Origin of the sequence: Amycolatopsis rubida (genome assembly GCF_900115345.1) — a bacterium.
GTDB lineage: Bacteria > Actinomycetota > Actinomycetes > Mycobacteriales > Pseudonocardiaceae > Amycolatopsis > Amycolatopsis rubida.
In genome coordinates this window covers 171,300-189,820 of the sequence record NZ_FOWC01000005.1, presented here as the reverse complement: position 1 = coordinate 189,820, position 18,521 = coordinate 171,300, and the positions used below count along the sequence as shown (strand labels likewise).

Annotated in this window: 12 protein-coding genes and 1 riboswitch; of the genes, 5 read left to right on the top strand and 7 right to left on the bottom strand. The window is 69.8% G+C overall.

The window, feature by feature from the left end:
* The first annotated feature begins 43 nt into the window (after positions 1-43).
* The gene (locus BM362_RS21380) at positions 44-1,909 is read left to right on the top strand and encodes an ABC transporter ATP-binding protein (protein ID WP_067579126.1); all 1,866 of its coding nucleotides are present in this window, start codon (positions 44-46) and stop codon (positions 1,907-1,909) included.
* 54 nt (positions 1,910-1,963) lie between these two features.
* Here BM362_RS21380 and BM362_RS21375 read toward each other — a convergent pair whose 3' ends face one another.
* Positions 1,964-2,692 (bottom strand): SIS domain-containing protein, encoded by a 729-nt coding sequence (locus tag BM362_RS21375; RefSeq protein ID WP_067579124.1) that lies wholly within the window; start codon positions 2,690-2,692, stop codon positions 1,964-1,966.
* A gap of 66 nt (positions 2,693-2,758) precedes the next feature.
* Here BM362_RS21375 and BM362_RS21370 point away from each other — a divergent pair, with 66 nt between their 5' ends.
* The 4 genes from BM362_RS21370 (at position 2,759) to BM362_RS21355 (ending at position 6,742) form a co-directional block, all read left to right on the top strand.
* A complete protein-coding gene (locus BM362_RS21370) occupies positions 2,759-3,499 on the top strand; it encodes an alpha/beta hydrolase (RefSeq protein WP_232791574.1) in 741 nt (246 codons plus the stop codon).
* 89 nt (positions 3,500-3,588) lie between these two features.
* Entirely contained in the window at positions 3,589-4,842 is a 1,254-nt protein-coding gene (locus tag BM362_RS21365; RefSeq protein WP_067579122.1) for an SAM-dependent methyltransferase, read from the top strand.
* A 108-nt stretch (positions 4,843-4,950) separates the two neighbouring features.
* Positions 4,951-6,144: an LCP family protein gene (locus BM362_RS21360; protein ID WP_067579120.1), complete on the top strand. Its 1,194-nt coding sequence runs from the start codon at positions 4,951-4,953 to the stop codon at positions 6,142-6,144.
* A gap of 73 nt (positions 6,145-6,217) precedes the next feature.
* Positions 6,218-6,742, top strand: a complete 525-nt coding sequence (locus BM362_RS21355; RefSeq protein WP_208865283.1) for a GNAT family N-acetyltransferase — start codon at positions 6,218-6,220, stop codon at positions 6,740-6,742.
* Between the two features lie 400 nt (positions 6,743-7,142).
* Here BM362_RS21355 and BM362_RS21350 read toward each other — a convergent pair whose 3' ends face one another.
* From BM362_RS21350 to BM362_RS21325, 6 genes are all read right to left on the bottom strand, one after another.
* On the bottom strand, positions 7,143-7,601 hold the full coding sequence (locus tag BM362_RS21350) for a peroxiredoxin (protein WP_067579116.1): 459 nt from the start codon (positions 7,599-7,601) through the stop codon (positions 7,143-7,145).
* A gap of 69 nt (positions 7,602-7,670) precedes the next feature.
* Positions 7,671-9,506: a diguanylate cyclase domain-containing protein gene (locus tag BM362_RS21345; RefSeq protein ID WP_167545380.1), complete on the bottom strand. Its 1,836-nt coding sequence runs from the start codon at positions 9,504-9,506 to the stop codon at positions 7,671-7,673.
* Positions 9,507-9,770: 264 nt separating this feature from the next.
* Entirely contained in the window at positions 9,771-11,174 is a 1,404-nt protein-coding gene (locus BM362_RS21340) for a cytochrome P450 (RefSeq protein WP_093574483.1), read from the bottom strand.
* A 256-nt stretch (positions 11,175-11,430) separates the two neighbouring features.
* A complete protein-coding gene (gene metE / locus BM362_RS21335; protein WP_067579112.1) occupies positions 11,431-13,704 on the bottom strand; it encodes a 5-methyltetrahydropteroyltriglutamate--homocysteine S-methyltransferase in 2,274 nt (757 codons plus the stop codon).
* A gap of 90 nt (positions 13,705-13,794) precedes the next feature.
* A riboswitch (cobalamin riboswitch) is annotated at positions 13,795-14,000 on the bottom strand.
* A 277-nt stretch (positions 14,001-14,277) separates the two neighbouring features.
* Positions 14,278-15,351: a ribonucleotide-diphosphate reductase subunit beta gene (locus BM362_RS21330; RefSeq protein WP_067579110.1), complete on the bottom strand. Its 1,074-nt coding sequence runs from the start codon at positions 15,349-15,351 to the stop codon at positions 14,278-14,280.
* A gap of 10 nt (positions 15,352-15,361) precedes the next feature.
* Positions 15,362-18,322, bottom strand: coding sequence for a ribonucleoside-diphosphate reductase subunit alpha (locus tag BM362_RS21325; RefSeq protein WP_093574310.1), 2,961 nt, complete (start codon positions 18,320-18,322; stop codon positions 15,362-15,364).
* Positions 18,323-18,521 lie beyond the last annotated feature (199 nt).

Below are 18,521 nucleotides of genomic sequence, written 5' to 3'. Positions count from 1 at the left end.
GTTCAAGTAATCTAGAGGTTTTTACCACTGGGGGGACCTTCCGATGGACAACACCTGGGCGCTGCTGAGCTCCGCGATGCGGGCGGGCGACGAGCCGAAAGCGCTGACCCGCGGCACGGTCCGCCGGGTCGCGCGGTTCGCCCGGCCGCACTGGAAGCGGCTGCTGGCCTTCCTGGTGCTCACCGTGATCTCGGCGGTGCTGGCGGTGACGACGCCGGTGCTCGCGGGCAAGGTGGTCGACGCGATCGTCGGCGGGCACGAGCTGAACGTGGTCGTCTGGCTGTCGGTGGTGATCGCGGTGCTCGCGATCCTCGACGCCGGGTTCGGCCTCGCCGAACGCAGGCAGTCGGCGCGGATCGGCGAGGGGATCATCTACGACCTGCGCGTGGCGGTGTTCGAGCACGTGCAGAAGCTGCCGATCGCGTTCTTCACCCGCACCCGCACCGGTGCGCTGGTCAGCAGGCTCAACAACGACGTGATCGGCGCGCAGCGCACCTTCACCGCGACTTTGTCCGGTTTGGTCACCAACGTGATCCAGCTGGTGCTGTCGCTCGTGGTGATGATGTCGCTCTCGTGGCAGGTCACCCTCGTCGCCCTGGTGCTGTTGCCGATTTTCGTACTGCCCGCCCGGCGGCTCGGCCGCCGCATGGCCGGACTGCAGCGCGAGGCCGCGCAGCTCAACGCCGGGATGACCACGCAGATGACCGAACGGTTCTCCGCGCCGGGCGCCACGCTGGTGAAGCTCTTCGGGCGGCCGCGCCAGGAGGTCGCCGACTTCGGGCAGCGCGCCGGACGGGTGCGCGACATCGGCGTCCGCACCGCGATGCTGACGCGCTGGTTCATGACGAGCCTGACGCTCGTGTCCGCGCTCGCCCAGGCGCTGGTCTACGGCCTCGGCGGCTACCTGGCGCTCACCGGCAAGCTCGAACCGGGCACCGTGGTGGCGCTGGCGCTGCTGCTGACCCGGCTGTACACGCCGCTGACCGCGCTCGCGAACGTGCGCGTGGACGTGATGACCGCGCTGGTGTCGTTCGAGCGGGTCTTCGAGGTGCTGGACCTGGAACCGATGATCAAGGAGCCCGCCGAGCCGGAGAAGCTGCCCGAGGGCGGGGTTTCGGTCGAGTTCTCCGACGTGAAGTTCGGGTACCCGGCGGCGGACAAGTTCTCGCTCGCCTCGCTGGAGGACGTGGCCACTTTGGACAGCCGGGGCGGCGAGGAGGTGCTGCACGGCATCAGCTTCCGAGCCGAAGCCGGGCAGATGGTCGCGCTGGTCGGTTCGTCCGGTGCGGGCAAGTCGACGATCGCTTCGCTGCTGCCGCGGCTCTACGACGTGGACGCCGGCTCGGTCCGGCTGTCCGATGTGGACGTCAAGGACCTGAGTTTCGGTTCGCTGCGCGGAACCGTCGGCGTGGTGACCCAGGACGGGCACCTGTTCCACGACACGATCCGCGCCAACCTGAGCTACGCGCGCCCGGACGTCGCCGACGACGAGATCTGGGCCGCGCTGGAGAAGGCGCGGCTGGGCGCGCTGGTGCATTCGCTGCCGGACGGACTGGACACGACCGTCGGCGAACGCGGCTACCGGCTCTCCGGCGGCGAACGGCAGCGGCTCACCATCGCGCGATTGCTGCTGGCGCAGCCGAAGGTCGTGGTGCTGGACGAGGCGACCGCGCACCTGGACTCGGAATCCGAGGCCGCCGTGGGCGAAGCGCTCACCGGCGCGCTGGAAGGCCGGACGTCGCTGGTGATCGCGCACCGGCTGTCGACCGTGCGGGCGGCGGATCTGATCCTGGTGGTGGAAAACGGGGACATCGTGGAGCGCGGGACGCACGAAGAACTGCTGGAGCGGGAGGGGCGGTACGCGGAGCTGTACCACACGCAGTTCGCGGAGGAACCTGCCGCGGCGTAGGGGGCTCGGGAGTGTTGATCACGGTGAGAACCGTGATCAACACTCCCGAGCTCCTCAGCGCAGGGCAGGCACCCGGGGCCCGTACTTGGCCAGCAGCGCCGCGTTCGCCGCGTCGCCACCCTCCACATTGGAGCTGCGCCACAACGGAACGTCGAGCCCCTCGGCGGCACCCCGGTCATGCACCTCGGCCAGGATCAAGTTCCACAGAAACGCATTGACCACAGTGGACAGCGGGCCGGTCCTCGGCGCGGACGCCGGATAGCTGGCATCGCCGGGAATCACCAGCGAATCCAGCACCACCGTGCCTTCCTCGGCCAGCGTCGTGGCGGACCGGCGCGGCGCGGCGGCCACGCACGCCCGCGACGTCACGGCGATCACCGAGGCGCCCCGGCGGCGCGCCCCGGCGGCCAGTTCGACCGGGTACGGATTCACCCCGGAGGTGGAAAACACGACCAGCACGTCGTCCGGTCCCGGCGCGCGTTCGGCCAGCACCTCCTCGGCGAGCCCGGAACGGCGCTCGGTCCGCGTGCTCTGCCGCGCGCCGTGCAGCGGCAGCAGTTCCGGGTGGTACACCGGATACACGCAGGCGAGCCCGCCCGCGCGGTAGAACGTCTCGGCGACCGCGGCGAGCGAGTGCCCGGCGCCCGCGGTGAAGACCAGCGCGTCGGCCCGGATCACCCCCAGCAGCAGATCGGCGGCGGCGGACACCTGCGCGGCATTGGCCTCCGCGGCCGCCGCAAGCTGGTCCGAAGTGCTCTTCACGAGATCCGTGGCGCTCACCACACCTGCCCTTCCTCACGGGTCCGGGCACCGAATCTATCGGGTGGACACGCTTCGTGGTGGATTACCGTGGAGTTGATCGAAACGGGGGTTCCGGTGAACGGGAAGCGGCAAAGCGGCCGGGCGGAGCCGGCCGTGCGGGTGTGGCGGGCCCCCGGGCAGACCCGCGCGGTGGCGCTCGTGCTGCACGGCGGGGCCGAACGCAGCACGGCGGCCGTCCGGCCGTGGCGATTGGCGTACCAGCGGATGGTGCCGCTGGCCCGCTCGCTGCATCGCGCCGGAAAACGGCACGGCCTGGAAGTCCGGCTGATGCGGAACCGGCTGTACGGCTGGAACGGGCGGGCGGAAAGCCCGGTGCCGGACGCCCGATGGGCCCTGGAGCAGATCCGCGCCGGCCATCCCGGGCTGCCCGTGGTCCTCGTCGGCCATTCGATGGGCGGCCGGGTCGCGCTGCGCGTCGCCGACGATCCGGCGGTGACCGGGGTGTGCGCGATGGCTCCGTGGACGCCGCAGGGCGAGCCGGTGGACGCCGTGGCGGGCCGCGCGGTGCTGATCGCGCACGGCACCCGCGACCGGATGACCTCGCCCGCCGAGTCCTACGCCTTCGCCGCGCGCGCCCGCGAGGTCACCGACCTGGTCGCGCGGTTCGAGATCGCGGGCGAGGGGCACTCGATGGTCCGCCGTCCCGCGGTCTGGACCCGGCTGATGTGTGCTTTCACACTGGACCGGATCGGAGTGGGCGAGACGGACGAGACTCTTCGTCAGGCCTGGTCCCGCCCTTCCGGCGACCGGTTGCGCATTCCGGGGTAACCGGAGGGCGCGGCCCGGTCGCGAGGGCAGCGGGGACGAAGCGGGAATATCATGGGGAAGGGCTCGAAAGCCCGTTCGGAGGGAGTGTCTTGTCCACGTCACGAGTCGATCCGACGGTGGTCTCGCAGCCGGTGCCCGACGAATCCCGATGGCCCGGTCTCGCCGAGCCGCCGCATTCGCCGTTGCGGGCGCGCGCGGCCGAGGCGCTGTTCCGGCACGCGGTGAAAACGCTGGACGTGCGGGTGTCGTTCCCGGACGGCACGGTGCTCGGCGCGGGCGGCCCGGACGCGCCGGAGATGCGCATCCACCGGCCCTCGGCGTTCTTCCACCGGCTCGGAGCCGACGCGAAGATCGGCTTCGGCGAGGCATACCTGGTCGGCGACTGGACCGCGGACGACCTGGCAGGCGTCCTCACGCCGTTCGCCGAGCGGCTCGCCACGCTCGTGCCGCCCTTCCTGCAGCGGTTCCGCCGGTTCGCCGAGCGCATGCAGCCCTCCGCGGAAGAGAACACGATCGAGGGCGCGCGGTCGAACATCCACCGCCACTACGACCTGTCGAACGACCTGTTCAGCGCGTTCCTGGACGAGTCGATGATGTACTCCTCGGCGCTGTTCGGGCCCGGGGACACGCTCACCCGGGCGCAGCACCGCAAGCTCGACAGCGTGCTCGACTACGCCGGCGTGCGCCAAGGCAGCGAGGTGCTGGAGATCGGCACCGGATGGGGTGAACTGTCCATCCGCGCGGCCTCGCGCGGCGCGAAGGTCACGTCGCTGACCATTTCGCAGGAGCAGAAGGCGCTCGCCGACGCGCGGATCGCCGAAGCCGGCCTGTCCGACCGCGTCGACGTGCGGCTGTGCGACTACCGCGAGGCCACCGGCGAGTACGACTCGGTGGTCAGCGTGGAGATGATCGAGGCGGTCGGCGCGTCCTACTGGCCGACGTTCTTCTCCACGATCGGCAAGCGCTTGCGCCCCGGCGGGCAGTTCGGCCTCCAGGCGATCACCATGGACCACGACCGGATGCTGGCCTCGGCCAGGTCCTACACGTGGATCCACAAGTACGTCTTCCCCGGCGGCATCATCCCGTCGGTGCAGGCGATCGAGGACGGGATGCGGGACAACACCCGGCTGAAGCTGGCCGGGATGCGCGAGTTCGGCCAGGACTACGCCCGCACGCTCAAGCTGTGGCGGGACCGCTTCCAGCAGCGCTGGGACGACATCCGCGGCTTCGGGTTCGACGACGTGTTCCGGCGGATGTGGGAGTTCTACCTCGCCTACTCCGAGGCCGGGTTCCGGTCGGGGCATCTGAAGGTCCACCAGTTCGGGTTCGCCGACCCGCGCTGAGGCCGCCGCACCCCGCCGGGACAACCCGCGTAGGGTCCCGCACGTCCACCGCAGGAGGACCGTGCAGGATCCTGCGCGGCCACACCCACCGGATCGGGGAGACAGGCCATGACGTACGGAGGCGACGACGGCAGGCGGCGGATGCCGCCCAGGCCACCGCAGCCCCCCGCACGCCCGCGCCAGCAGCAGCGGGCGCAGATGCTGCCGCTGCCGGGGAGAGGGCAGAGTCCCTACGACGCCCGCACCCGGCCGATGGGCTCGCGCGGCGAGGCCCCGGCTCCGCCGCCCGCCCCGCCGAGGCAGGACCCGCCGGAGTACGGGGGCCGGCAGCCGCGGCCGCGCCGTCGCCGCCGATGGAGCGTCGGCAAGATCCTGATGACGCTGCTGATCGTGGTCGTGCTGTTCGTCGGCGCGATCTGGGCGTATCTGGAGTTCAGCATCAACCGGGTGGACGCGATCGGCGACTACTCCGGGCGCCCGGCCGCCGCGTCCGGCACGAACTGGCTGATCGTCGGCTCGGACAGCCGCCAGGGCCTGACCGCGCAGGACGAGGAGCGGCTGGCCACCGGCGACGAGGGCGAGGCGGGCGGCCAGCGCACCGACACGATCATGATCGCGCACCTGCCGGACAACTCGACGAAGCCGACGCTGCTGAGCCTGCCGCGCGACTCGCAGGTGAAGATCCCCGGCCACAGCACGGGCAAGATCAACTCCGCGTTCGCGCTCGGCGGGCCGAAACTGCTGGTCCAGACGGTCGAGCAGGCCACCGGCCTGCGCATGGACCACTACGCGGAGATCGGGTTCGGCGGCTTCGCGAACATCGTCGACGCGATCGGCGGGGTCGACATGTGCATCGACAAGGACATGAACGACCCGATGACCGGCATCGACATCAAGGCGGGCTGCCAGAAGCTCGACGGACGCTCGGCGCTCGGCTTCGTCCGGATGCGGCACGCCGAGGCGACGCCGCGCTCGGACCTCGACCGGGTCGCGAACCAGCGGAAGTTCATCGGCGCGCTGGTGAGCCAGGTGGCGAGTCCCGGGACGCTGCTGAACCCGTTCGACTTCTTCCCGCTGCTCGGCTCCGCGCCGGACGCGCTGACCATGGACACCGGCGACCACGTGCACAACCTGGCCGGCCTGGCGATCGCGATGCGCGGCATCTCGTCCGACGGCGTCACGACCACGACGATGCCGATCACCGACGCTTCGGCGCAGCACTGGGACAAGAAGAAGTCCGCGCAGCTGTTCGACGCGCTGAAGAACGACACTGAGGTGCCGCCGGACGTCGTGATGAACTGACAGTGGGCCGGACGGCGGCGGGCTTCGCGAAATTCGCGAGCCTGCCGCCGTTTCTGCTGTCAGGATGGCTCGCATGGACACTCTCGCCGACGGTGTGGTCACCCTCGTTCGCTGGCGCCCGGACCATCGCGACGTGCAGGTGGAGACCGTCGTGGGATCCCTGGACCATCTGGCCGCTTGGATGCCCTGGGCGATCGACGGCTACGACCAGGCCAAGGGGGACGAGTTCTTGGCGCGCGCGGCCGCGCAGTGGGAGAGCGGCGAGGAGTACAACTACGCGATCTATACCCCGGATGCCGAGCTGGCGGGCAGTTGCGGGCTGATGCGTCGCGAGGACGGGTGGGAGATCGGGTACTGGCTGGCGAAGAGCCAGACCGGCAAGGGGTATGTGACCCGGGCGAGCGCCCTGCTGGTCGCGCTGGCCTGGCGGTTGGGCGCTTCGCAGGTGCTGATCAAGCACGATGCGCGGAACGTCCGCAGCGGCGCGGTTCCGGAGCGGCTGGGGTTCGCGCGGGCGGGGGAGGAGAAAGCCGAGGGGAGGCTTCCGTCGGCCTGCAGCGGGGTGAATGTGGTGTGGCGGCTTGAGCGGGCCGGGTAGGCGTTCTGCCGCTGCTTCCGGCAGAAGTCCGTGAGGGGAACCCTGAGGGAATCAGATTCCCTCAGGGTTCCCCTCACGGACGTTCACGCGCCCGGCGCGGCGGTTGGGAGGAGAAACCGCGTGCCGCCGACTTTCCGCCACTCTCCGCGGAGGCGCTGCGCGCCGCTTCGGCCAATGCGCCCAGTGCCGCATTGGGATGCGTCTGACGCACCGAACGCCGCATTGGGTGCGTCGCTCGCGCCCACTGCCGCATGGGGCGCATTGCGTGCGCCCAGTGCCGCATCGGGGTTTTCTCGATAGCGCGGTGTGTGGCGGGTTCGCGGTAGCGGCGCTCGCCAGGGCGACGCGGAGCACCGGCTGGCGGACAGGCGCGTGGCTTTCGCTCCGCGAGCTGGGGTGCTCAGGCGTCCGCGCGCTCCCGAAGCACCTGCAACGCCCGGTCAGCATGCGTCGTGAAGTTCAGTTCGCTCTTGATCACGTCCAGCACCCGCCGGTCCGTCCCGATCACGAACGTCTGCCGTTTCGTGTGCAGGGGCAGGATTTTGCGCCACACGCCGAACTGCTTCGCCACCGTGCCGTCCACATCGGACAGCAGCGGGTAGTCGAAACCGTGCTTCGCGGAGAACTCGCGCTGCTTGCCGACGGCGTCCGGGCTGATGCCGACCCGCTGGGCGCCCGCCTCGGCGAATTCCGCGGCCAGGTCCCGGAAGTGGCAGCTTTCCGCGGTGCAGCCGCTCGTCATCGCGGCCGGGTAGAAGAACAGCACGACCGGGCCGTCGGCGAGCAGGGCCGACAGGGTGCGTTCGGCGCCCTGGTCGTCGGGGAGGGTGAAATCGGGGGCGAGGTCGCCGGGCTGCATCGCGGAGGGGTCCTTCCAGGAAAAGGTCGTCGTGCCCAGTAGTTCGGAGCCGGGCAGGCGGCGGATGGGTCAGCTGGCGTGCCGGGCGATCATTTCGTCGACCTCGTCGCCGGTCGCGGACTCCGCCACGAACGAACCCCGCGCCGCCAGCACGCCCTGTTCCCGGAGGCGTCCGGCATGAGCGTCGTCGCGCACGCCCTCCGCGCCGATCCGCAGCCCCAGTTCCTTCGCCCGCGTGACCAGCTGCGACAGATGCCGCACGTCGGTCTCGGCGGGGTCGGGGCCGGCCAGTGCGTCGACGACCGGGCCGCTCAGGATGACGTGCTTGACCGGGAGCTGGTAGCGCGGGATCAGCTCAAGGTCGGACGATCCGGAGATGGTGAGCACGAGCTGCGCGCCGAGGTCGGCGAGCACGGTGAACGAGTCCAGCACCTCGCCCTCGCCGTCGAACATCGACGCGCGGTCGATGCACAGCCGCAGCGCTCGCGCGGGCAGGCGGTGCCGGTCGAGCTGGTCCTTGACCAGCAGCACCAGGTCCTGGTCGATGGCCAGCCGCTTCGGCAGCCGGATGCAGACGTCCGGCGCGGCGGGGCCGTACTGCTCGCGCCAGCGCGCGGTCGCGCCGAGCGATTCCTGCAGCAGCCATTTGCCGAGCGGCACGGTCATTCCGGTGGTCTGGGCGAGCGGGTAGAACTCCTCGGGGCCGAGTTCGCCGCGTTCGGGGTGGCTCCAGAGCAGTCCGGCGTTCACCGCGGCGATCTCGTCCGGCTTCGCGAGTTTGACCGTCGGCTGGTAGATCAGCGAGAACTCGCCGTTCTCCAGCGCACCGGCGATCACCGCGCCGAGCTGGTAGCGGCTGCGGTCCCGTGCGTCGAGCTGCGGGTCGAACAGCATCCACTGCGCCTTGCCCGCCTCCTTGGCGCGGTGCAGCGCCAGCTCGGCCGCGCGCAGCAGATCGCCGTGGCTGCCTTCGTTCGCCGGGCGCACGACGATCCCGATGCTCGCGCTGACGCCGATGCCGTGCTCGCCGACGTACACCGGCTCGCTGAACTCCTCCAGCACCCGGTCGGCCAGCACGACCGTCTCCTGCGCGGTCAGCTCCGGGCCGCGCAGCAGCACCGCGAAGCCGTCGCCGGACAGCCGCGCGACGTAGCCGTCGTGCTGGCCGGCGAACACCGCCTTCAGCTTCCGCGAGATCGCCTTCAGCACCTGGTCGGCCATGCCGGCGCCGAGTCCGTCGTTGATCACCTTGAACCCGTCGATGTCCAGGTACAGCAAGGCGATCTCGTCGGAGCCGCCCGAGCCGAGCGCGAGCTCCAGCTGGGCGGTGAACGCGGCGCTGTTGGGCAGTCCGGTCAGCGGGTCGTGCAGGTTCTGGTGGCGCAGCCGTTCGCCGAGCAGGTGCAGGTCGTCGTCATCGGCGGCCATGACCACCGGGAAGTACGTGCCCGGACGGTCGCCGGGCAGTGCGGCGAGCGTGACGTTCGTGGTGAGTTCGCCGTCGCGGCTGTGGCCGAGCTGCACGCTCTGGACGGTCCGGCGCGCGTCGGCGGTGAGCGGCAGGCCCTCAAGCGCGGCGCGCAGCCGTTCGGCGTCCTGCGGACCGGCGGCGAGATCCGCGATGTGCTTGTCCCGCAACGCGGTCGTCGACGTGCCGAGCAACCGGGCCAGCGCGCCGTTCGCTTCGACGACGGTCCCGTCCGGGTCGGTGAGCGCGATGCCCAGCGGCGCGGAGGAGAAGAGCGCGGTGAACCGGCGCGTGGCGCCCGCGTCCTCGGGACGCGCGGCGACCTCGCCGGCGAAGTCGAGCAGGAGCCGCTCCACCTCGGCGGGAGGGAGCGTTACTCCGTTGGTGTCGGTCAGCGCCGCCGCGTACTTGCGCGCGACGTCGACCAACCCTGGCATGGCACCAGGCTCCGGCACACTCCACCTCTTCATACGCGGACAAAGACCAGCTCAGGCCCGGTGCGGAGGATCCGAAGACCCACACTGGGTACGAGTTGGCCGCAAGTGATGCCACGGCATCACGGACCAAACAGGGTGTCTACCGGCTGAACGAGTGATGGGCACGACACAACTGGTGACATCAAGTCACCTTGAGTACACGAAGGTGGCTTGTACTGCGGTTTTGTCTCCAGCTGTCGACCTTTCTGTCCCGCTCGGCGGCCGTCAACGATAGGCCAGCCGGGCCGGCAGTCCGTCGGCGGGCACCGGAAGCGAGACGTAGTCCCACTTGGCGACGTAGTCCTCGGGCACCGACCAGCGGTGCGCCCGCAGCAGCTCGTGCAGGAGCGCTTTCACCTCCAGGCCGCCGAACTGCAGCCCGATGCACTTGTGCGCGCCGCCGCCGAAGGGCATCCACGCGAACCGGTGCGATTTGTCCTCTCGGCGGTCCGGGCCGAACCGCTCGGGGTCGAAGCGCCGCGGCTCGGTCCAGTGCTCGGGGGAGTAGTGGTTCAGCGTCGGCGACACGGCGACCATCGTGCCTTCCGGCAGGTAATGGCCGAGGACGGCAGTGTCCTTTGTGGTCTTTCGCGCCAGCGACGGCACCGGCGCGCGCAGCCGCAGCGCCTCCTTCATCACCAGATCCAGCGTTTCGAGGCTTTCCAGTGCTTCGAGGTCCGGCAGGTCGTCGCCGAGGCGCAGCGACTCCTCCCGGGCGCGGTTCTGCCATTCGGGGTGTTTGGCGAGGTAGTAGGCCATCGCGCTGGCGGTGATGGTGGTCGTGTCGTGCGCGGCCATCATCAGGAAGATCATGTGGTTGACGATGTCGGCGTCGCTGAACCGGTCGCCGTCCTCGGAAACCGCGTGGCAGAGCGCGGAGAACAGGTCGTCGCCGTCCGCCTCGCGCTTGGCCGTCAGGTTCTCGCCGAAATAGCGCTCCAGCGTCCGCCTGCCGCGCAAACCCGCGGCCCAGCGACCGCCAGGCACCGGATAACGCACCACGGCGGTACCGGCGCGCACAGCGGCCACGAACGCGCGATTGATGCGCTCGGCGTCGGAGGCGGAGCGCATGCCCATGAAAACCTGCGTCGCGACGTCCAGCGTCAGCTGTTTGAACGCCCAGTACAGCCGGGGCCGGCCGGACGGCAGCGCGGCGACTCCTTCGCGCAGCGCCGGACCCATCTGCGCGACGTAGCCGCGGAGCCGGTCGCGGGTGAACGCCTCCTGCATGATCCGCCGGTGCAGGCGGTGCTCGCCGAAATCGAGCAGCATCAGCCCGCGTTCGAAGAACCGCTCGATGAAGAACTTCCAGCCCTCCTGGGAAAACGCCTTGTCCTTGTTGACGAGCGCGGCCTGGGTGGCCTCGGGCCCGGAGAGCGTCACGATCCGCTGGCCGAACACGCCCATCCACGACACCGGGCCGAACTGTTCGAAGCGGTGCAGGCTGAAGTCGAGGCCGAAGCGCATCCCGTCGAGCGTGTGGCCGATCAGCGGCGGCCCGTCGTCGCCGAGCACCGGTTCCAGGCCGCTGCCCGCCGGGGGAGCCGCGAGTTCGCGGACCGGCCAGCGCGCGCCGAGCCAGCGTTCGTCGACCTTGCGCGGCAACGGGATCGCGGTCAGCGGCGGCATTTTCCCGCGCAGGTTTTCCGACAGCCGCGTGACGCCGTCGCTCCCGGCGTTGGCGACCTTGCCGAGCGCGCCGCCCGCCGTCGGGAGTCTCGTCTTTCCGGTCACGTCCGCCATGGCGACCACCTCCCGGCACGGGTATCGGCCGCCTCCACGGTCCCCTGTTATTGACGCGATGACAATACCTCGCGGGCTGCCGTTCGGGTGATCCTCGGACCGGTGCCGGGCAGCGCGCCGCGCTGCCCGGCACCGGTGCGGGTCAGCGAGGTTCGGCGCGCAGTTCCCGGGCCGCGCCGACCAGATGCCGCAGCGCCGGTTCGACCTCGGCGTAACCGCGGGTCTTGAGGCCGCAGTCCGGGTTGATCCACAACCGCTCCGCCGGAACCGCGCCGAGCGCCGTGCGCACCAGGCCGGCCACCTCGTCCCGGTCCGGCACGCGCGGCGAGTGGATGTCGTACACCCCGGGCCCGACGCCGCGGCCGAAGCCCGCTTCGTTCAGATCGGCGAGCACTTCCATCTTCGAGCGGGCTGCCTCGATGCTGGTGACGTCGGCGTCGAGGGCGTCGATCGCGGGCAGCACGTCGCCGAATTCCGAGTAGCACATGTGCGTGTGGATCTGCGTCGTTTCCGCGACGCCCGAGGTGGCCAGCCGGAACGCGGGCACTGCCCAGCCGAAGTACGCCTCGCGGTCCGCCGCGCGCAGCGGCAGCAGTTCGCGCAACGCGGGTTCGTCGACCTGCACGATGCGGATCCCGGCCTCCTCCAGGTCCGCGACCTCGTCCCGGACGGCCAGCGCGACCTGGCGTGCGGTGTCGGCCAGCGGCTGGTCGTCGCGGACGAACGACCACGCCAGGATGGTGACCGGGCCGGTCAGCATGCCCTTCACCGGACGGTCGGTGCGGCTTTGCGCGTAGCGCGCCCAGTCCACGGTCATCGGTTTCGGCCGGGAGACATCGCCGAACAGGATCGGCGGCCGCACGCACCGGGATCCGTACGACTGGACCCAGCCGAGGGCCGTCGCCGCGAAGCCGGTCAGCTGTTCGGCGAAGTACTGGACCATGTCGTTGCGCTCGGGCTCGCCGTGCACGAGGACGTCGAGGCCGAGGTCTTCCTGCAACCGCACGACGCGCTCGATCTCGGTGCGCATCGCGTCGCGGTACGCGCCGTCGCCGAGCTTGCCCGCGCGGTGTGCGGCTCGGGCTCGGCGCACCTCGCCGGTTTGCGGGAAGGAGCCGATCGTGGTGGTCGGCAGGGGTGGCAGGTTCAGGGATTTCTGTTGTGCCGCGGCCCGTTCCGCGTAGGGTGCGCGGACGGTGTCCTCTGGTCGGAGTGCCGCGACGCGGGCCCGGACGTCGGCGTCGCTCAGCTCGGCGGCTCCGGCCCGGTCGGCGACTGCGGCCCGTGCCGGACCGAGGTCGACGTCTTCGCCGCGCAGCGCCCGGCCGAGCAGGACGACCTCGTCGACCTTCTGCCGCGCGAAGGCGAGCCAGCTCTTCAGCCGCGGGTCGAGATCTGTCTCCGCTTCCACGTCGTAGGGCACATGCAGCAGCGAGCACGACGTCGACACGCTCACGTGTGCCGCGGCGTCCTTCAAGCGCGCCGCGCGGGACAGTGCGACGCCTGGATCCGTGCGCCAGACATTCCGCCCGTCCACGACACCGGCGAGGACCTCCTTGTCTCGCAAGGCTCCTTCCGCCGCGACTTGATCCACAAAGGACTCATCGGTCACCAGGTCGACGGCCACCGCCTCGACGGGGGAGCGGGCCAGGACGCCCAGTGCCCGGCCGAGGCCGCCGAAATACCCGGCCACCAGCAGCTTCGGCCGGTGCTTTTCCTTGGCCAGCACGTGATACGCGCGAGTGAGCGCGTTGAACTCCGGTGTCGTCCGGTCCGCGGCGAATGCCGGTTCGTCCAGCTGGACCCACTCGACGCCCTCGTCGGCCAGCTTGCCCAGAAGTCCGGCGTACGCGGGCAGCAGTTCGTCCAGCAGTTCCAGCGGTTCGAACCCGGGCTGGGTCGATTTCGACAGCAGCAGGAAAGTGACCGGTCCGACGAGCACCGGACGCGGCGTGATGCCGAGCGCGCGAGCCTCGCGGACCTCGTCGACCGGCGCGGTGCCGGTGAGCGAGAATCGGGAATCCGGGCCCAGCTCCGGGACGAGGTAGTGGTAGTTGGTGTCGAACCACTTCGTCATTTCGAGCGCGGGCGCGTCCGGTACCCCGCGCGCGGCGGCGAAGGAGGTGTCCAGCGGCGACAGCCCGAGCCGGGTGAAGCGCTCCGGCAGCGCGCCGAACAGCGCGGCGGTGTCCAATACCTGGTCGTAGAGCGAAAAAGTGCCGGACGGGATCGAGTCGAGGCCCTGGTCGCGCAGGGTGGTCCAGGTCTGTTCGCGCAGCTGCCGCCCGGTGGTCAGCAGGTCTTCCTCGGCGCTCTTTCCCGCCCAGTAGGACTCCAACGCCCGTTTCAGCTCCCGGGACGGGCCGATTCGCGGGTAGCCGAGAATCGTGGTGCCGATCGTGTTCACAGCATGCATCCTCACGTGCTCGCCGGAAGAGCCCGGGCACGCGAAAACACCGTGCTTCGGTCGCGCCTTGTCCCGCGAGGCCCGGACTCACGCACGCCGTCGGCGTGCGTGCCAGTGGCAGGTATTCGGACTCGTGGGCGTACCGCTCGTGCCTACCGGCTGTCGCTTCCCGGGCGGGGCGCCCAGTGCTTTACCGCGTTCGCGGTGACAGCTTTCGTTCCCACATACCGCTGCGGGGCAGTCCCGGAATCGCACCGGGTTCCCTGTTGCCTCGTCAGGACGCGGCCGTCGGGAGAGCTTGGCTGCGTCCTGGCGAACCAGTGGCGTGGGCGAGTTTAGCGGGTTTGGTACAAGGCGGGTGGGTGTCTCGGGGGGTGAGAAGCTGCTCGTCGCCTGGCGGCGACATTGCGCTGGGGGCGTGGAGCACCCCGAAGCCGGATTGTGCAGGGAGGCTTCGTATCGGGGTGCAGGGCGGGGGCTGGCTGCACGGGGGTGTGGGCGGGCTGTGCGGTTTTGTTCGGGTGAAAGAACTCGGCCGTGCCCTGGCTGGTTGCCAGGGCACGGCCGAGTTTCATCGTGTGGTCAGTCCCAGTCCAGGGCGCCGCCGGACTGGTATTCGATGACGCGGGTTTCGAAGAAGTTCTTCTCCTTCTTCAGGTCCATCGCCTCCGACATCCACGGGAACGGGTTCTCGTTCTCGCCGTAGATCGGGGACAGGCCGATCTGCTGGGCGCGCCGGTCGGTGATGAAGTGCATGTACTGCTCGCACAGGTCGGCCGACAGGCCGAGCATGCCGCGCGGCATGGTGTCGCGGGCGTAGGAGACCTCGAGTTCGCACGCGTCCTGCAGCATCCCGCGCACCTCGGCCTGGAACTGCTCGGTCCACAGGTGCGGGTTCTCGATCTTGATCTGGTTGATGCAGTCGATGCCGAAGTTCAGGTGGATCGACTCGTCGCGCAGGATGTACTGGTACTGCTCGGCGATGCCGACCATCTTGTTCCGCCTGCCCAGCGACAGGATCTGCGCGAAACCGGTGTAGAACCACATGCCCTCGAAGATCACGTAGAACGCCACGAGGTCGCGCAGGAACGCCTGGTCGGCTTCCGGCGTGCCGGTCTCGAAGTCCGGGTTCTCCAGGTTCTGCGTGTACTTCAGCGCCCACGCGTCCTTTTCCGAAATGGACGGGACCTCGCGGTACATGTTGAACAGCTCGCCCTCGACCAGGCCGAGGCTTTCGCAGATGTACTGGAAGGTGTGCGTGTGCACGGCCTCCTCGAAGGCCTGGCGCAGCAGGTACTGGCGGCACTCCGGGTTGGTGATCTGCCGGTACACCGCGAGCACGATGTTGTTGGCCACCAAGGACTCCGCCGTGGCGAAGAAGCCGAGGTTGCGCTTGAGCATCTGCCGCTCGTCCTCGGTGAGGCCGTCGGTCGACTTCCACAGCGCGATGTCGGCCTGCATCGCGACCTCGGTCGGCATCCAGTGGTTGTTGCACGCCGCGAGGTACTTGTCCCAGGCCCACCGGTACTTCATCGGCAGCAGCTGGTTGACGTCGGCGCGCGCGTTGATCATGCGCTTGTCGTCGACGTTGATCCGGGCCGCGCCGACCTCGATCTCGCCGAGACCGGTCGCGTCCGTCGTTTCCACGTTGGTCATCAGGGTTTCCTTACTGGCAGGCTTCGCAGTCGGGGTCGTCGATCCGGCAGGCCGCGCCCTCGGTCGCGACGAAGTCGACGTCGGTCGCGGGCATCTCCTTCGGCTCCGCGGCCGGGGAGGGCGACGGCGCGGGGGAGGCGGCCGGAACCGCGGCGGAAGGCGAAGCCGCCGGGGCGGGGGCCGGGGACGGCGCGGCGGCCGGAGCGGCCGGGGCCGGGGTGGCGGAGACGGCGTTCAGCTTGCCGTCGGTGCCGCGCAGGGTGCTCTTCTCCACGTGCGTCGCGGACTGCGCCCGCAGGTAGTACGTGGTCTTGAGGCCCTTGTGCCAGGCGTAGCGGTACAGCTCGTCGAGCTTGCGGCCGCTCGGAGCCGCGATGTAGAGGTTCAGCGACTGCGCCTGGTCGATCCACTTCTGCCGCACCGAACCGGCGTCCACGATCCACTTCGACTCGATCTCGAAAGCGGTCGCGTACAGCGCCTTGAGGTCGTCGGGCACGCGGTCGATCTGGCCGAGGCTGCCGTCGAAGTACTTCAGGTCGCTGACCATGACCTCGTCCCACAGGCCGCGCGCCTTGAGGCTCTTGACCAGGTGCGGGTTGACGACGGTGAAGTCGCCGGACATGTTCGACTTGACGTAGAGGTTCTGGAACAGCGGCTCGATCGACTGGCCGACGCCGGAGATGTTGGAGATCGTCGCGGTCGGCGCGATCGCCATCACGTTCGAGTTGCGCATGCCGACGGTCTTGACGCGCTCGCGCAGCGGGGCCCAGTCCAGCGTCGTGGAGGTGTCGACGTCGAGGCCGTCGCCCTGGCGGGCGTCGATGAGCAGCTGCATCGAGTCGATCGGCAGGATTCCCTTGCTCCACAAGGAACCCTCGAACGTCTGGTACTGGCCGCGCTCCTGTGCGAGATCGGTCGAGGCCGAGATCGCGTAGTAGGAGAGGTGCTCCATCGAGACGTCGGCGAACTTCACCGCGTCGGCGGACGCGAACGGCACGCCCAGCTCGAACAGCGCGTCCTGGAAGCCCATGATGCCCAGGCCGACCGGACGGTGGCGCAGGTTGGAACGGCGCGCCTCCGGGATCGTGTAGAAGTTGATGTCGATCACGTTGTCGAGCATCCGGACCGCGGTGCGCACGGTCTTCTCAAGCCGCTCGGTGTCGAGCCCTTCAGGGGTGACGTGCTTGAGCAGGTTCACCGAGCCGAGGTTGCAGACCGCGACCTCTTCGGCGTTCGTGTTCAGCGTGATCTCGGTGCACAGGTTGGACGAGTGCACGACGCCGACGTGCTGCTGCGGCGAACGCAGGTTGCACGGGTCCTTGAAGGTGATCCACGGGTGGCCGGTCTCGAACAGCATGGTCAGCATCCGCCGCCACAGTTCGACCGCGCGGACCTTGCGGAACACCTTGATCTCGCCGCGCGCGGCGGCCGCCTCGTACTCGCGGTAGCGCTGCGCGAACGCGTTGCCGTAGAGGTCGTGCAGGTCCGGCGTCTCGTTCGGCGAGAACAGCGTCCACTCGGCGTTCGCCTCGACGCGGCGCAGGAACTCGTCGGGGACCCAGTTGGCGGTGTTCATGTCGTGCGTGCGCCGCCGGTCGTCGCCGGTGTTCTTGCGCAGGTCGAGGAATTCCTCGATGTCCACGTGCCAGGTCTCCAGGTACGCGCACGCCGCGCCCTTGCGCTTGCCGCCCTGGTTGACCGCGACCGCGGTGTCGTTGGCGATCTTCAGGAACGGCACGACGCCCTGGGACTGGCCGTTGGTGCCCTTGATGTGCGCGCCGAGGCCGCGGACCGGGGTCCAGTCGTTGCCGAGGCCGCCGGAGTACTTGGCCAGCAGCGCGTTGTTCTTGTACGCCTGGAAGATCGAGTCCAGGTCGTCGTCCACAGTGGTCAGGAAGCAGGACGACAGCTGGGCGCGGTTGGTGCCGCTGTTGAACAGCGTCGGGGTGGACGCCATGAAGTGGAACGTCGACAGGAGTTCGTAGAACTCGATCGCGCGGGCTTCGCGGTTGTCCTCGCGGATCGCCAGGCCCATCGCGACGCGCATGAAGAACGCCTGCGGCAGCTCGAACCGCACGCCGTTGTGGTGCTGGAAGTACCGGTCGTACAGCGTCTGCAGGCCGAGGAAACCGAAGTCGAGGTCGCGCTCGGCGTGAATGGCGGCGGTGATCTTGTCCAGGTCGAAGCCCAGCAGTTCGCCGTCGACCAGTTCCAGTTCGACCGCGCGGCGCAGGTAGGCGCGGAAGTACGCCGGGTACTCGCTCGCCATCTCGTCCTGGCTGGCCTGACGCGGCTTCCGCGCCAGGTAGCTCAGCGCTTCGCCGCGCAGCTTGTCCAGCAGCAGGCGGGCGGACACGAACGAGTAGTTCGGCTCCTGCTCGACGAGCACGCGCGCGGCCAGCACCTGCGCGAGCGCCAGTTCGTCGGCGCTGATGCCGTCGTAGAGGTTGCGCTTGGCCTCGGCCAGCACCGGCTCGGCGGACACGTCGTCGAGCCCGGCGACGGCCTCGCCGACGACGTGCGACACCCGGGCCCAGTCGAGCGGGCGGACGATGCCGTCGGCCCCCTTCACGCTCAGCGTGACCTCGGCCGACTCCGGGGCGGCGGCCTCGCGGGCCTTCGCGCGCTCGTCGCGGTAGAGGACGTAGGCGCGGGCGACCTTGTGGTGTTCGCCGCGCATCAGGGCGAGTTCGACCTGGTCCTGGATCTGCTCGATGTGCAGCGCGGCCTCCGGGACGGCGTGGCGCAGCAGCGCCGCCTCGACCTGCTCGGTCAGTTCGGCGACGACGTGGTGCACGCGGGAGGACGCGGCGGCGTCGCCGCCCTCGACCGCGAGGAAGGCCTTGGTCAGCGCCACCGAGATCTTGCCCGCGTCGAAGAGCGAGACGCTTCCGTCCCGCCGGATGACGCGGACCGCGCTCGGGGCCCCCTCCGCCGCCGACGGCGGCCGCTGACCGGTTTCCACTGACATACGTGTCTCCAACAGTTCCTCGAAAATGGGCGCGTTCGAGCCGCACAAGGCCAGGCAAGGCCATGCGCTGCGGTTTCGTCGAAACAGCCCGGCCGCCCTCGTCAAGCGGTCTCCCCGTCGCTGGGGGCTGCCGGTTCCCAGAGACTACATCTTGGGGTCCGGGCACGCACGCGCCCCAAGGTATGGCGTGTCGGTCTCA

Excerpts from the sequence above, each read along its gene's own strand:
- BM362_RS21350 (WP_067579116.1), bottom strand. The coding sequence starts at position 7,601 with ATGCAGCCCGGCGACCTCGCCCCCGATTTCACCCTCCCCGACGACCAG.
- metE (WP_067579112.1), bottom strand. The coding sequence starts at position 13,704 with ATGCATGCTGTGAACACGATCGGCACCACGATTCTCGGCTACCCGCGA.
- BM362_RS21360 (WP_067579120.1), top strand. The coding sequence starts at position 4,951 with ATGACGTACGGAGGCGACGACGGCAGGCGGCGGATGCCGCCCAGGCCA.
- BM362_RS21355 (WP_208865283.1), top strand. The coding sequence starts at position 6,218 with ATGGACACTCTCGCCGACGGTGTGGTCACCCTCGTTCGCTGGCGCCCG.
- BM362_RS21330 (WP_067579110.1), bottom strand. The coding sequence starts at position 15,351 with ATGACCAACGTGGAAACGACGGACGCGACCGGTCTCGGCGAGATCGAG.
- BM362_RS21325 (WP_093574310.1), bottom strand. The coding sequence starts at position 18,322 with ATGTCAGTGGAAACCGGTCAGCGGCCGCCGTCGGCGGCGGAGGGGGCC.
- BM362_RS21345 (WP_167545380.1), bottom strand. The coding sequence starts at position 9,506 with ATGCCAGGGTTGGTCGACGTCGCGCGCAAGTACGCGGCGGCGCTGACC.
- BM362_RS21340 (WP_093574483.1), bottom strand. The coding sequence starts at position 11,174 with ATGCCGCCGCTGACCGCGATCCCGTTGCCGCGCAAGGTCGACGAACGC.
- BM362_RS21380 (WP_067579126.1), top strand. The coding sequence starts at position 44 with ATGGACAACACCTGGGCGCTGCTGAGCTCCGCGATGCGGGCGGGCGAC.